The sequence below is a fragment of the Azoarcus sp. CIB genome, assembly GCF_001190925.1.
Taxonomy (GTDB): Bacteria; Pseudomonadota; Gammaproteobacteria; order Burkholderiales; family Rhodocyclaceae; genus Aromatoleum.
On record NZ_CP011072.1, the window covers coordinates 3,711,935 to 3,726,233 of the forward strand.

The window sequence follows — 14,299 nt, forward strand, 5'->3', positions numbered from 1 at the left end:
CGACCATGAATGTCTCGTCATGGTCGATCCGCAACCCCGTTCCGGGCGTGCTGCTCTTCATCATGCTGAGCCTGCTCGGCATGCTTTCGTTCTCGCGCATGAAGGTGCAGAACTTCCCGGACATCGACCTTCCGACCGTCGTACTGAGCGCGAGCCTGCCCGGCGCTGCGCCGGCACAGCTCGAGACTGAAGTCGCGCGCAAGGTCGAGAACTCGATCGCGACACTGCAGGGCGTCAAGCACATCTACACCCGCATCCAGGATGGCGTGGCGACGATCACCACCGAGTTCCATCTCGAAAAGCCGACGCAGGAAGCCGTCGACGACGTACGCGACGCATTCTCACGCGTCCGCTCCGACCTGCCGAGCGATTTGCGCGATCCGGTGATCCAGCGCTTCAACCTGTCGGGCCTGCCCATCGTCACCTACACGGTCGGCTCCGCGACGCAGGACGAGGAAGCCCTGTCCTGGTTCGTCGACAATACCGTCGCAAAGGCCCTGCTCTCGGTTCCCGGCGTCGGACAGATCACCCGTGTCGGCGGCGCCACGCGCGAGGTGCGCCTGGAGCTCGACCCCGCGCGCCTGCTCGCGCTCAACGTCACGGTTGCCGACATATCCCGCCAGTTGCGGCGCACCCAGCTCGAATCGTCGGGCGGGCGCACGGAACTGGGCAGCGGCGAGCAGGCCGTCAGGACGCTCGCAACGGCGATGAGTGCTGCCGAACTCGCGGACATGGAGATCGTCCTCAGTGACGGACGCCACCTGCGCCTCGGCAGCCTTGGCCGGCTCGAAGACACGGTGGCGGAGCGGCGCTCGGCCGCACTCCTCGACGGCAAGCCGGTAGTCGGCTTCGAGATCGTGCGCGCGCGCGGCGCTGGCGAGATCGAGGTCGCCGAGGGCGTCGCCCGCCGCATCCAAGAGCTGTCCGCGACGCACCCCGACATCACGTTCCGCGAGGCCTACAACTTCGTCGATCCGGTGCGCGAGGGCTATCACGGCTCACTATGGCTGCTGGCCGAGGGCGCCATCCTCGCGGTCATCGTCGTGTGGTTCTTCCTGCGCGACTGGCGCGCCACCTTTGTCGCCGCGACGGCCCTCCCGCTCTCGGTGCTGCCCGCGCTGATCGGCATCGAATACCTCGGCTTCTCGATCAACGTCGTGACGCTGCTCTCGCTCTCGCTCGTGATCGGCATTCTCGTCGACGACGCCATCGTCGAAATCGAGAACATCGTGCGCCACCTGCGCATGGGCAAAACGCCCTATCAGGCCGCGATGGAAGCCGCCGACGAGATCGGGCTCGCGGTCATCGCCACCACGTTCACGCTCGTCGCAGTGTTCCTGCCAACCGCCTTCATGAGCGGCGTATCGGGCAAGTTCTTCAAGCAGTTCGGATGGACCGCGGCCCTCGCCGTGACAGCATCGCTACTCGTCGCACGCATGCTGACGCCGATGATGTCGGCGTATCTGCTGCGCCCGATGGCTCATCAGGCGCAGGAAGGGCGCCTTACGACCCTGTACCTGAAATGGGTGCGCGCCTGCCTGCACCGACGCTGGCTGACGATGCTTGCGGCAACCGGCTTCTTTGTCGGCTCACTCGCCCTGATCCCCCTGCTGCCCACCGCCTTCATGCCGCCCGACGATCTCGCCCAGACGCTCGTTTCGGTCGAGCTCCCGCCGGGCAGCCACTTCCGCGACACCTACCGCGTAGCAGAGCAGGCGCGCGCGATCCTCGAGCGCAACGAGCACGTCAAGCGCGTGTACACGGCGATCGGGGGGGGTACCGCCGGGACCGACGCCTTCACGGCAGGCGGAGCCCCGGAAGTGCGCAAGGCATCCCTGACGATCAACCTCACCCCGCGAAACGAACGCACGCTCAGCAAACAGGAAATCGAAGCGCAGTTGCGCGAAGCGTTGCACGCCCTGCCCGGCGTCCGGGTACGCGTCGGTCTGGGCGGAAGCGGCGAAAAATACGTGTTCACCGTCGTCGGTGACGACGGTGAAATGTTGTCCCGCGTCGCGCGCCAGGTCGAGCGGGAGCTGCGCACGATCCATGGGGTCGGCAACATCACCTCGAGCGCAAGCCTGGTGCGCCCGGAAGTGGTCGTCCGGCCGAATTTCGCCCGCGCCGCCGATCTCGGCGTGACGGCGGCGGCAATCTCGGACTCCCTGCGCATCGCGACCGCGGGGGATTACGACTTCGGACTCGCCAAACTGAACCTGTCGGAGCGCCAGATCCCCATCGTCGTCCGGCTGCCCGAGGCCGCACGCAGCGACATCGACCTCCTCGCACGCCTGCCCGTCCCCGGCAGCCAAGGCTACGTCATGCTCGGCACCGTCGCCGATATCGGAATCGAAAGCGGCCCTTCCGAGATCGCCCGTTTCGACCGGCGCCGCAATATCAATTTCGACATCGAGCTCACATCCCGCCCGATGGGCGAGGTCGAGGCGGACGTGCGCGCGTTGCCTGCGCTCCAATCGCTCCCCGCCGGCCTCTCCTGGCAACCGGTCGGCGATGCCGACGAAATGCGCACCCTCTTCACGAGCTTCGGCATCGCCATGCTCACCGGGGTGCTGTGCATCTACGTCGTCCTCGTACTGCTGTTCCGCGAGTTTACGCAGCCATTAACCATCCTCGCGGCACTGCCGCTGGCGCTGGGTGGCGCCTTCGTCGCCCTCATTCTGGCGGACAGCAGCTTCTCGCTCCCCTCCCTGATCGGTCTCATCATGCTGATGGGTGTCACGAGCAAGAACTCCATCCTGCTCGTCGAATATGCCATCGTTGCGCGCCGCGACCAGGGCATGTCGCGACTCGACGCAGTGATTGACGCCTGCCGCAAGCGCTCACGCCCGATCATCATGACCACCATCGCGATGGGCGCGGGCATGTTGCCGATCGCACTCGGCATCGGTGTCGATCCCTCCTTCCGCGCCCCCATGGCCATCGCCGTGATCGGCGGACTGGTCACCTCGACCCTCCTGAGCCTGCTCGTGATTCCGGTCGTCTACACACTCGTCGACGACGCGCTCGCGCGCTGGCGCAAACAGCATGACCGCCGCACAGCAATCCGGGACGAACAGGCAACAACAGACACCAACCTGCGCCGCTCCTGATATAAAAAAACGGGCCGCCCGCAGGCGACCCGTTTTTTGCGCTCGGCGCACGGCGCCGAAACGCACCATGCGCCGACATCGCGTATCAGAAATGCTCCCCCATGATGCGGCGATAGAACTCGTGAAAGTGCTGCATCCCGTCCTCGTACGGCGACTGGTAGGGCCCCACCTCGTTGCGCCCCTCCTGCAGCAACGCCCAACGGCCGCGGTCCATGCGCTCGCCGATCACGTCGTCTTCGATCGCCGTCTCCATGTACGCAGCCTGCTCGGCCTCGACGAACTCGCGCTCGAACTCGACGATGTCCTCGGGATAGTAGAACTCGACGACATTGGTCGTGCGGTTCACATCCGTCGGAATCAGCGTGCTGACCACCAGGACGTGCGGATACCACTCCACCATCACGTTCGGATAGTAGGTGAGCCAGATCGCTCCCTGCTCCGGCCGCTTGTCGCCGTAGTAGTCCAGCACCGCCTTGTGCCACTTCTGATAGCTCGCGGAGCCCGGCTTCGCGAGCGAGGTGATCCCCACGCGCTGCACCGAGTACCAGTCACCGAACTGCCACGTCAGGTCGTCGCAGGTCACGAAGTTGCCCAGCCCCGGATGGAAGGGCACGACGTGGTAGTCCTCCAGATAGACCTCGATGAAGGTCTTCCAGTTGTACTTGCACTCGTGGATCTCGACGCGGTCGAGTTTGTAGCCGGAGAAATCGAACTGCTCGGCCACGTTCATGCCGGCGAGATCGGCTGCGGCCGAACGCGGCCCGGCGAACAGCAGACCGTTCCAGTTCTCGAGCGCATCGCGCTTCAGGTTGAGGCAGGGGTTCTCGGGGAAATGCGGCGCGCCGAGCAGTTCACCCTTCTGGCCGTAGGTCCAGCGGTGGATCGGACAGACGATGCGCTCGGTCTTGCCGGAACCTTCGAGCATGATCGCCTGACGATGACGGCAGATGTTCGAAAGCCGATGAACACCGTCTCCGCTGCGAAACAGAAGCTTGGAATGATCGAGCCACTCGAGCGACCGGTAGCTACCGACCTCCGGCACCATCAACTCATGACCGACATAGCCCGGCCCGGCCTGGAACAACAGACGTTTTTCGAGTTCGAAGATGCTTTCGTCGAAATACGCCGACACCGGCAACTGAGACACCGCCGGGGACAATTTGGCCTTGGAAGCAAGGTCGGACACCCCCGAACCTCCCATGAAAAGTCAAGAAATTCGGAAAAACCAGCAGACCATTTTAGGCGAGAAGTAATTTGACCGCCAGTAGCCCGATCGGTTACTTTTCTCCCTTTTACTGGCCCCGCTTCGAGTCATGGCAAAGACGGCAAACTCGCCGAAATCCTTCGAATCGACCATCGCCGAACTCGAATCGATCGTGCAGGAAATGGAAACCGGCAACATCACGCTGGAACAAGCGCTGGAGCACTACCAGCGCGGCGCCGGCCTGCTGAAATATTGCCAGGAAACCCTGCAGGCGGCCGAGCAGCGCGTGCTCCAGCTCGAGAACGGCACGCTCGCCCCGCTCGACAAACCCGAAGACAGGAGGAGCCCGAAGTGAGCGGGAATCATTTCGCCGCCTGGATGGAAAGCGTCCAGCACCGCACCGAAATCGCCCTCGGCACGATCCTCCCCGAAGCGTCCATTGCGCCGCAACGCCTGCACGACGCGATGCGCTACGCTGCTTTGGGCGGCGGCAAGCGCGTACGCCCGCTCCTCGTGCATGCTGCCGGCGAGATCGCCGGCGCCGCCCCCGAGCGCCTCGACCGCGTCGCCTGTGCCGTCGAACTCATCCATGCCTATTCCCTCGTCCATGACGACCTGCCCTGCATGGACGACGACGTCCTGCGACGCGGCAAACCGACCGTGCATGTCGAATACGACGAGGCGACTGCGCTGCTGGTGGGCGATGCGCTGCAGGCGCTCGCCTTCCAGACCATCGCCGAAGGCCGCGTGAACGACGACCCCGCCGTGCAACTCGAGATGATCACGCTCCTCGGTCGCGCATCCGGGTCGCGCGGCATGGCCGGCGGCCAAGCCATCGACCTCGGGGCAGTGGGCAAGCAACTCACGCGCGAAGAGCTCGAGTTCATGCACATCCACAAGACCGGCGCCCTGATCCGGGCCTCGGTGCTGCTCGGCGCGCAGTGCGGCGCCCCGCTCGCCCCCGACGCACTGGCCCGCCTCGACCGCTACGGCAAGCTCGTCGGCCTGCTGTTCCAGGTCGTCGACGACATCCTCGACGCCCAGGCCGACACCGCGACGCTGGGCAAGACGGCAGGCAAGGACGCGGACCAGAACAAGCCGACCTACGTCACGCTGCTGGGCCTCTCCGAAGCGCGCACGCTGGCCGACGTCCTGCTTGCCGACGCCCGTGACGCCATCGCGTCCTTCGGCGCCGCAGCCGCCAGGCTGGACGAACTGGCGAACTTCATCGTTCACCGCCGATTCTGAATTCCGCTCTGCCGGACATCCACATGCCTCAGTACCCCCTGCTGCACCGCATCGACTCGCCACACGACCTGCGCCGCTTCGAGCGGCGCGATCTGCATGCGCTCGCTACCGAACTACGCGCCTTCCTGATCGAGTCGGTATCGAAGACCGGCGGACACCTGTCGTCGAACCTCGGCACCGTCGAACTCACGATTGCCCTGCACTACATCTTCGACACGCCCGACGACCGCATCGTCTGGGACGTCGGCCACCAGACCTACGGCCACAAGATCCTGACCGGGCGCCGCGAGGCGATGAGTGGGCTGCGCCGTTTCGACGGCATCTCCGGATTTCCGCGGCGCTGCGAGAGCGAGTACGACACCTTCGGAACCGCCCACTCCTCCACCTCGATCTCGGCCGCGCTGGGCATGGCGGTGGCCGCACGCGACCGCGGCGATGGCGAACGCCGCTCGATCGCCGTCATCGGCGACGGCGCGATGTCGGCTGGCATGGCCTTCGAAGCGCTCAACAACGCCGGCGATACCAGCGACGTGAACCTGCTGGTGATCCTCAACGACAACGAGATGTCCATCTCGCCGCCGGTCGGGGCGCTGACCAAAATTCTCGCGCGCATGCTCTCGGGCAGCACCTACAACGCCGCGCGTCGCGCCGGCGAAAAGGTCCTCGGCGTCGCCCCGCCGATGCTCGACTTCGCCCGCAAGGTCGAGGAGCACGTCAAGGGCCTCATCACGCCGGGCACGCTGTTCGAGGAATTCGGCTTCCATTACTACGGACCGATCGACGGCCACGACCTCGACGCGCTGATCCCCACGCTGCAGAACCTCAGGAAGCTCAACGGGCTGCAGTTCCTGCACGTGATCACGCGCAAGGGTCAGGGTTACAAGCTCGCCGAGGCCGACCCCATCCTCTACCACGGCGTCTCGAGCTTCGACCACCGTGCAGGCATCCAGAGCGGCAAGGGCGGCGGCAAGCTCACCTATACCCAGATCTTCGGCGACTGGCTGTGCGACATCGCCGCGCGTGACGACAAGGTCATCGGGATCACGCCGGCAATGCGCGAAGGTTCCGGGATGGTGCGCTTCGCGAAGGAATTCCCCGAGCGCTACCACGACGTCGGCATCGCCGAGCAACACGCCGTAACGTTTGCAGCCGGTCTCGCGTGCGAAGGTTTCAAGCCGGTCGTCGCGATCTACTCGACCTTCCTGCAGCGCGCCTACGATCAACTGATCCACGACGTCGCGCTGCAGAACCTGCCCGTCGTGTTCGCGATCGACCGCGCAGGCGTGGTCGGCGCCGACGGCGCCACGCACCACGGGGCCTTCGACCTGTCGTACCTCGCCTGCATCCCGAACATGGTCGTGATGACGCCCGCCGACGAGAACGAATGCCGGCAGATGCTCTACACCGCCTACCGGCACAACGGCCCCACGGCCGTACGCTATCCGCGCGGCAGCGGCATGAACGTGCGCCCCGAGACCGCGATGACCGAACTGCCCTTGGGCAAGGGCGAAATCCGCCGCCAGGGCAGGAAGGTCGCCCTGCTCGCCTTCGGCAGCCTCCTGACCAATGCGCTCGTCGTCGGCGAGGAGATCGACGCGACGGTCGCCAACATGCGCTTCGTGAAACCCATCGACGCGGCACTGATCGAAGAACTGAGCGCCAGCCACGAACTGATCGTGACGCTGGAAGAAAACGCGGTGATCGGCGGCGCGGGGTCCGAAGTCGCACGCGTGCTCGAAAGCCTGCCGCACCGGCCCCGCCTGCTGCGGCTTGGCTTGCCGGACCATTTCATTGATCATGGAGACCAAAGCCAGCTGTTCGATCAGGTCGGATTGCACCCCGCGGGAATACTGAGCGCCATTGAGCGCGTCTATGTACGCAATAGCTGAGCGAATTTGTCGGGAAATGGTAGCATTGACCCGCAGCAACCAAACAGAGAACGCGACATGAAATCCCACGAGAGCCACGCCATTCCTGACGTCCAGAACGCCAACGACAGTCGTCAGCTGGCCATCAACAAGGTTGGCATCAAGTCGATTCGCCACCCCATCCGCGTCAGCGACAAGAGCGGCGGCGTGCAGCACACGATCGCGACCTTCAGCATGTACGTCGGGCTTCCCCACAATTTCAAGGGAACCCACATGTCGCGCTTCATCGAGATCCTCAACGGCAACGAGCGGGAAATCTCGGTTGAATCGATCGAGCCGATGCTGCGCGAGATGGTCAAACGCCTCGAAGCCGAGACCGGCGTTATCGAGATGAGCTTCCCGTACTTCATCAACAAGACGGCCCCGGTTTCCGGCGTGCAGAGCCTGATGGACTACGAAGTGACCTTCGTCGCTGAAATGCGCGAAGGCGGCGAATACGTGTTCGAGATGAAGGTCGTGGTGCCCGTCACGAGCCTGTGTCCGTGTTCGAAGAAAATTTCCGAATACGGCGCGCACAACCAGCGCTCGCACGTCACAGTCACCGCACAGACCAACGACTTTCTGTGGATCGAAGAGCTGGTCCAGCTCGTCGAGAGCCAAGCCTCGTGCGAACTCTACGGCCTGCTCAAGCGCACGGACGAGAAGTTCGTGACCGAGCGCGCCTACGAGAACCCGAAGTTCGTCGAGGACATGGTGCGCGACGTCGCCGGCCTGCTCAACGCCGAGAAGCGCATCGTCCGTTTCGTGGTGGAATCGGAGAATTTCGAATCCATCCACAACCACTCGGCCTACGCACTCATCGAACGCGACAAGCGCCGCGACGCCTGAGCCGGCACGACGCTTGAACGGAAAACGGGAGGCCGCATACAGCGGACCTCCCGTTTTTTTGTTGCGCGCAATGGCCCGCGAACGGGCCGAAACACGTCAATCGCGCGCGGGAACCATCATCTCCGCCTCGCCTTCCAGCACTACCTTGCCGCCCACCGTGCACACGGTGTCGAAGATCGCGCGCCGCTTCGGCGTGTTCAGCTCCTTCAGCGTGACACGCGCCACCACCGTATCACCCGGCTTCACCGGCGCCTTGAACTTGAGCGTCTGCGACAGATAGATGCAGCCCGGCCCGGGCAGCTTGTTCGCGAACAGCGCGGAGATGTAGCTCGCCGACAGCATGCCGTGGGCAATGCGGCCGCCGAACATCGAGGCCTTGGCGTATTCGTCATCGAGATGGGCCGGATTCGTGTCGCCGGAAACTCCTGCGAACATCAGGATGTCGGCATCCGTCACGGTGCGGCCAGTCGCGGCGGACATGCCCACCTTCAGATCCTCGTAGCGGTATCCGAGGAACTCGGAAAAGTCGCGGGTTTGTTCAGTCATCTCGGTTGGTTTCCCCTTAATCCCCTTCCCGGCACGCAACTGTCGCGCCCGACGCAGGGCTTTATATTTGTCACAAAAAGCCGGCCCGACTCTCCGGGCTCGACCCCGGGAGCATAACCCAACCATCACGACACAGGTGTGACAGACGGCAAGCGCCTTCCCCGCCGCGGGCAAGTACGTCGTCGTCGCGGTCAGCCCCCATGCTCTTGCTCGTACGCGGACGGGCTGACCCCTGCATGTGCGAGATATTCGCGCAGCTGCTTGATGTCCTGCTTCGTACAGGCGCTGCCGTGGTGCGGATAGTGCAGGAATCCCTCGACCTTGTTCAGCACGATGCGAAAGCGGGCGCCGTGCGCCGGTTCGATGGCCGCGCCGAGGTGAATGAGCAGCGACTCGATCTCGCGCCAATGAATGTTGGCACTGACCGGGTCCTGGAAGATGGCGCGCAACAGCGCGATATGCTTGTGGCTCATGATCTCGACCTCCTTCCGATGACGCCCCTTTCCGTGTGGCCGGCGGCGCCTTTGCCCCGGTACGCCGTGCCGTCAGTCGTCCCGCGTGCGGCGGAAGTCCTCTTCCCATAGGTCGGGGCGATAGTGCGCGCGGCGCTCGAGGCGCTGCTGGATGCGTTGCGCTGTCGACACTATCCCAATCGGGTGATGCGTGGCGAGCATTCGCGCACGTTCCAGCAGTTGCCGGCGCCGCGGCGGAAAGCCGCGCCCCTTGCAGGCGAAAGCGATGCGGTTGCTGTCGTGCTCGGCGCCGATCGCGACGAAGCGGTCCTCGAAGCTGTCGCGGATGCGCGACGCGTACAGCCCGTAACGCCGGTCCCCGGACCACAGATTCACCGCCATGACCCCGCCAATGGCGAGCATCGTGTGGCAGTCGTCGTAGAATCCCGCAGTGCTCAGGCGCTCGGGCTGACCGCCGCGATCGAAACCGTCGACCAGCAGCACATCCGGGGCATGCACCCGCCGGCGCACGTAATCGGCACCATCGGCACACACCACCCGAAAACGCTCTCCGTCCGGCGGGATGCCGAAAGCGTCGCGCAGCGCGATCACGTCCGGATCGATCTCGACGGCAGTGAACCGAACCTCCGGCAAGGTGCGCAGACAGTATTTCGCCAGCGACCCGCCACCGAGTCCGATCATCACGATGTCGCGCGGCTCAGGATTGAAGAGCAGGAATCCCATCATCGCCCGCGTGTAGTCGATCTCGAGGGTGTCGGGATCGTCGAGCCGCATCTGGCTCTGCACCGTCAGGGCCTCGAAGTGCAGCGCACGCATTCCGTCCGTTTCGACGACATACGGACGCCCCTCCTCGCCTGCCGTTGCCGCGAGAGCGCAGTACCGCAACAGGGAGTACTGATCGAGCGTCATTTCCACAAGCCCGTCATCGGACGACCGGCGATTCAGAATGTACGTCACCGCGTGGTGACAACGATGGTAACCCGCCGCGAACCTGAACGCATGTTCCGGGCCCGGAAATGAAAAGACCGCCTTGCGGCGGTCTTTTCACGGATTCTTGGTCGGGGAAAGAGGATTCGAACCTCCGGCCCCTGCGTCCCGAACGCAGTGCTCTACCAGGCTGAGCTATTCCCCGACGCTTTGCAGTTGTCAGTGATCTCGACCAACTGCAAAGTCCGATAATTGTAGCAGCGCTTCTTTGAAAATGGAAGGGGAAAGTACAGAAAGCGCATCGGTCGCCAGCTTGGCCTCGGCGCGCGCGTAACGGCGCGTCTCATCCAGCGCCCCGGATTCATGGATCGCGACGAGGATTGCAGCGAAGTCGTCGCGCCCGCCCGTTTCGATTGCCCGACGCACGAGCGCCGCCTGCTCCGGCGTGCCGTGCTGCATGGTGTGGATGAGCGGCAGCGTCGGCTTGCCTTCGGCCAGGTCGTCGCCAAGGTGCTTGCCGGTCGCGGCTTCATCCGATGAGTAGTCCAGCACGTCGTCGATGAGCTGGAAGGCCGTTCCCAGGTGCATGCCGAAAGCCGCAATCGCGGCTTCCGTCTTTTCATCCGCACCACCGAGGATCGCGCCCAGGCGCGTCGCGGCCTCGAACAGCTTCGCCGTCTTGTAGCGGATGACGCGCAGGTAGTCTTCGATCTCGACGTCGGCGTTGTGGCAGTTGAGCAACTGCAGCACCTCGCCTTCGGCGATGATATTGGTCGCATCGGCCAGCACCTGCATCACGCGCATGTTGTCGACGCCGACCATCATCTGGAAAGCGCGCGTGTACAGGAAGTCGCCGACCAGCACCGACGCGGCATTGCCGAACATCGCGTTTGCGGTCTTGTTGCCGCGCCGCAGCTCCGATTCGTCCACGACATCGTCGTGCAGCAGGGTCGCCGTGTGGATGAACTCCACGACTGCCGCCAACTGGTGATGGTGCGTCCCTTCGTACCCCATCGCACCTGCTGCGAACAGCACCAGCGCCGGACGCATGCGCTTGCCGCCGCTGTGGATGATGTACTCCGCAACCTGGCGGATCAGGACGACGTCGGAATGGAGACGCTGGCGAATGACCGCATCGACCGCCTGCATGTCGGCGGCGATCGGCGCGTAGAGCTGCTTGGTTGACAAGATGAAGCGCCCGACGGAACAAAAAGAAGATGGTAGGGGGGGGAGCGGCGTGCCGTCAAGAATCGCACGCAGGCCGCCTTCGCGCGCTCACGCGCGCGAGGCGCGGACGATGTCGGGGCGATCGGTGATCACGCAGTCGACGCCCCATTGGAACAACGTGTCGGCCCGCCCGGGATCGTTGACCGTGTAGGTCACCACCCACAGGCCGGCTTCGCGCGCCGCCGCGACGCAGCCGGCATCGAGGTGGCGGTGATCGGCATGGAGGGCCGCAGCGCGCAGCCGGCGGCAGCGCGCGAGCCAGTCGGACGGCACGGCCCCGACCAGCAGTCCCCGTTGCAGGCCGGGCGCGAGCGAAGCCGCGATTTCAAGCGCGCGTTCGGAAAACGAGGACAGCAGGACCGCGTCCGGCGCAGCGGCCCACAGCGTGCGCGCACGTCGCACGACGCGCTCCGCCGTCTCGACATCGGTTCCGTGCGACGGCTTGATCTCGAGGTTCACCGCCAGCCCCAACGCCTGGCAGCGGGCCGCGGCGAGATCCAGGCAGGGAACGGGTTCGCCCGCGAAGCGCGGATCGAACCAGGACCCCGCATCGAGTGCGAACAGGGCGTCGTCGGAGGTGTGCGCGACCGGCCCGTAACCGTTGGTGGTGCGTTCGAGCGTTTCGTCGTGGATCAGCACCGGCGAAGCGCTGCCGCTGAGCATCACGTCGAACTCGACGCCGCGGCAGCCGTTCGCAGCCGTCGCGGCAAGCCCGGCCAGAGTATTCTCAGGCGCGAGCGCTCCGCCGCAGCGATGCGCAAGCACCGCGGGGAGCGGGAACTCCGGGCGGTGCACCCCGGACTCAGCGCGGAACGGGGAACATCGCCTGGACACGCGTCACCGCGTTGTCCAGGGCTTCCTTGGCCGGCTTGCGGTCGGCCCACACGGCGCTCAGCTCCTCGTCGAGGATGCCCAGCACGCGCGCACGGCCGATGAAGCCCGATGCACTCGAATCGGCGGTCGCGGGCTTGTTGCCGAGTTGGGCGACGGCGACCTTCACGTTCTCGAGGTCGGCGCCGAGGACGTCGCTCTGCGCGGCAAACAGGCCGGCGCGGTTGAGCGGCAGATAGCCGGATTCACGCTGCCATGCGACCTGGTTTTCAGGTTGCAGCCAGAAGGCGACGAAGCGCGCGACGCCCTTGTACTCGGCCGGCTTCTTGCCCGCCGCGACCCACATCGCAGCACCATCGGCAAGGGTGTTCTGCGGGGCGCCGGGGAAATCTTCGTGATACGGCAGCGGCGCGATGCCGATGTCGAATCCGGCCTTGCGGCGGAAATCGGTCCAACTGGACGACGGGGCGGCAATGACGGCGCATTCGCCCGAGGCGAAACGCTGCTCGGCCTCGGACTGGGCATCGAAGGTGTGGAGGTAGCGTGCGCGATGCCAGCTCGCCATCATCGCGACGTGCTTGACCTGCAGCATGCCGTTGAAGGCGGGACGCTCACCCTTGCCCTGGCGTGCCGCGACCGGCTCGTTGTGCCAGGCGCTGGTGTTGCCGATCATCACGCGCCCGGGCTGGGACACGGTGTAGGGGCATTTCGAGCCCGCATCGAAAAGCTGGCCGAGCGCCTGCTGCAGGTCGAACCAGGTCTTGGGCGGCGCATCGGGGTTGAGCCCCGCGCGCTGGAACTCCTTGCGGTTGATGTACATCACCGGTGTCGACAGCCCCACGGGAAGCGCCAGCAGCTGCCCCTTGGCATCCGTCAGGGCGCGATCCATCATTGCCGGCGGCTTGAGCGTCTGCAGCGGCACGCCCGCTTCGCGCATCACCCCGGAGAGGGCCTTGTAACGCGGCTTGCCGGCGCCGAGGAACTGCTCTTCGGCGCTCCCCTCCAGGATCGCCATGTGCGGCGCGTCCGTGTCGCTCCACGTCGCAGCCTGGACGACGAGGCGATAGTCCTTGCTGCCCTCGTTGAAGCGTGCGGCGAGCTTCTGCAATGCCTCTTCGCGCTCGGGGCCGAGTTGATGCACGAGACGGATCTCCGTCGGCCCCACCGGCTCTGCGGCCGCCTTGGCAGGTTTCGCCTTGGCCGCATACGCAGCGACCGGGAATCCGACACACACCATCGCGGCGATACCGGCCACGACACCATTACGCAACACTCGAGCCAAGGGCTTCATTCCTGCTTCCTTAACGACCGTAGAATGCCAAAGTTTCATTATAAGACCCTTCTGCCCGGACGACCCGGGCCGGGATTCCGACATTGCGTCAAGATTTTTCCTCAGCGGACGTTATAGATCCCGAACCCCGTGACAGGCACAAGGTAGCCCCATGCTCGCGCAACGTGTGATTCCTCTTTTCCTGCTCCTGAGCCTCGGCGCCTGCGAGCAGTTGAGCAACGCGCTCGACCTGCCCGACCCCCAGAAGACGGCCGCCCTTGCCGAAGCCGAGGGAAAGGCGATCGGCGGCGCCTGCCGGCACGCCGGCCGCTCGCTGGAAGACTGCTATGCCCTCAATGCCAAGGCGCAGAAGGCGGCCATCTTCGCGGGCTGGCGCGAGATGAACGACTACATGACACAGAACAACCTACCGAACGTACCGTCGCAGATCGCCCATCCCCAGGCACCGATCCCGCCGGCGGCCCAAGCGGCGGGTGGCGGCGCCCCTGTCGCAGCGGATGCGGGCATGGTCGCAGCACCCGTGGAAGATCGTGCGGCGAAGCGCCCGCGGGCGGCGCAGTAATGGGAATGTCATGAGCAGCCGGGCGCCGGATGCGTTCCGGCGCTTTGCGGCTCCTCCGCCGCGGCTTATCATCCGCGGCCATTCGATAACAGCACACAGCGCGGCAGTTCCCGCAGCGAGCCCC

General features: G+C 65.1%; 13 protein-coding genes and 1 tRNA gene. 6 read left to right on the forward strand and 8 right to left on the reverse strand.

Annotation, left to right across the window (positions count from 1 at the left end):
* The first annotated feature begins 5 nt into the window (after positions 1-5).
* Complete coding sequence (locus AzCIB_RS16530) at positions 6-3,110, forward strand: efflux RND transporter permease subunit (RefSeq protein ID WP_050416887.1); 3,105 nt, start codon at positions 6-8, stop codon at positions 3,108-3,110.
* A gap of 85 nt (positions 3,111-3,195) precedes the next feature.
* Here AzCIB_RS16530 and AzCIB_RS16535 read toward each other — a convergent pair whose 3' ends face one another.
* Positions 3,196-4,296, reverse strand: coding sequence for an aromatic ring-hydroxylating oxygenase subunit alpha (locus AzCIB_RS16535; RefSeq protein ID WP_050418415.1), 1,101 nt, complete (start codon positions 4,294-4,296; stop codon positions 3,196-3,198).
* Positions 4,297-4,423: 127 nt separating this feature from the next.
* On the opposite strand from AzCIB_RS16535, the gene xseB reads away from it, so the two are divergent.
* Genes xseB through folE2 form a run of 4 tightly spaced genes read left to right on the forward strand, consistent with a single transcriptional unit; the run spans position 4,424 to position 8,318 of the window.
* Entirely contained in the window at positions 4,424-4,669 is a 246-nt protein-coding gene (gene xseB, locus AzCIB_RS16540; protein WP_050416888.1) for an exodeoxyribonuclease VII small subunit, read from the forward strand.
* A gap of 23 nt (positions 4,670-4,692) precedes the next feature.
* Entirely contained in the window at positions 4,693-5,562 is an 870-nt protein-coding gene (locus AzCIB_RS16545) for a farnesyl diphosphate synthase (protein WP_050418416.1), read from the forward strand.
* Between the two features lie 23 nt (positions 5,563-5,585).
* Positions 5,586-7,451, forward strand: coding sequence for a 1-deoxy-D-xylulose-5-phosphate synthase (dxs, locus tag AzCIB_RS16550; protein WP_050416889.1), 1,866 nt, complete (start codon positions 5,586-5,588; stop codon positions 7,449-7,451).
* Between the two features lie 57 nt (positions 7,452-7,508).
* Positions 7,509-8,318, forward strand: a complete 810-nt coding sequence (gene folE2, locus AzCIB_RS16555) for a GTP cyclohydrolase FolE2 (RefSeq protein WP_050416890.1) — start codon at positions 7,509-7,511, stop codon at positions 8,316-8,318.
* Between the two features lie 96 nt (positions 8,319-8,414).
* Here folE2 and AzCIB_RS16560 read toward each other — a convergent pair whose 3' ends face one another.
* From AzCIB_RS16560 to AzCIB_RS16590, 7 genes are all read right to left on the reverse strand, one after another.
* Positions 8,415-8,864 carry a MaoC family dehydratase gene (locus tag AzCIB_RS16560; RefSeq protein ID WP_050416891.1) on the reverse strand — a complete coding sequence of 150 codons (450 nt, stop codon included), beginning with the start codon at positions 8,862-8,864 and terminating at the stop codon, positions 8,415-8,417.
* 191 nt (positions 8,865-9,055) lie between these two features.
* Positions 9,056-9,337 (reverse strand): hypothetical protein, encoded by a 282-nt coding sequence (locus tag AzCIB_RS16565; RefSeq protein WP_050416892.1) that lies wholly within the window; start codon positions 9,335-9,337, stop codon positions 9,056-9,058.
* A 72-nt stretch (positions 9,338-9,409) separates the two neighbouring features.
* Entirely contained in the window at positions 9,410-10,246 is an 837-nt protein-coding gene (locus AzCIB_RS16570; protein WP_050416893.1) for a spermine/spermidine synthase domain-containing protein, read from the reverse strand.
* 146 nt (positions 10,247-10,392) lie between these two features.
* Positions 10,393-10,469, reverse strand: a tRNA-Pro gene (locus tag AzCIB_RS16575).
* Between the two features lie 14 nt (positions 10,470-10,483).
* Positions 10,484-11,452 (reverse strand): octaprenyl diphosphate synthase, encoded by a 969-nt coding sequence (gene ispB / locus AzCIB_RS16580; RefSeq protein ID WP_050416894.1) that lies wholly within the window; start codon positions 11,450-11,452, stop codon positions 10,484-10,486.
* Positions 11,453-11,539: 87 nt separating this feature from the next.
* Positions 11,540-12,286: a glycerophosphodiester phosphodiesterase gene (ugpQ, locus tag AzCIB_RS16585; protein ID WP_050416895.1), complete on the reverse strand. Its 747-nt coding sequence runs from the start codon at positions 12,284-12,286 to the stop codon at positions 11,540-11,542.
* Between the two features lie 7 nt (positions 12,287-12,293).
* The gene (locus tag AzCIB_RS16590) at positions 12,294-13,613 is read right to left on the reverse strand and encodes an extracellular solute-binding protein (protein ID WP_198149550.1); all 1,320 of its coding nucleotides are present in this window, start codon (positions 13,611-13,613) and stop codon (positions 12,294-12,296) included.
* A gap of 151 nt (positions 13,614-13,764) precedes the next feature.
* Here AzCIB_RS16590 and AzCIB_RS16595 point away from each other — a divergent pair, with 151 nt between their 5' ends.
* Entirely contained in the window at positions 13,765-14,175 is a 411-nt protein-coding gene (locus AzCIB_RS16595; protein WP_050416896.1) for a hypothetical protein, read from the forward strand.
* The last annotated feature ends 124 nt before the right edge of the window (positions 14,176-14,299 follow it).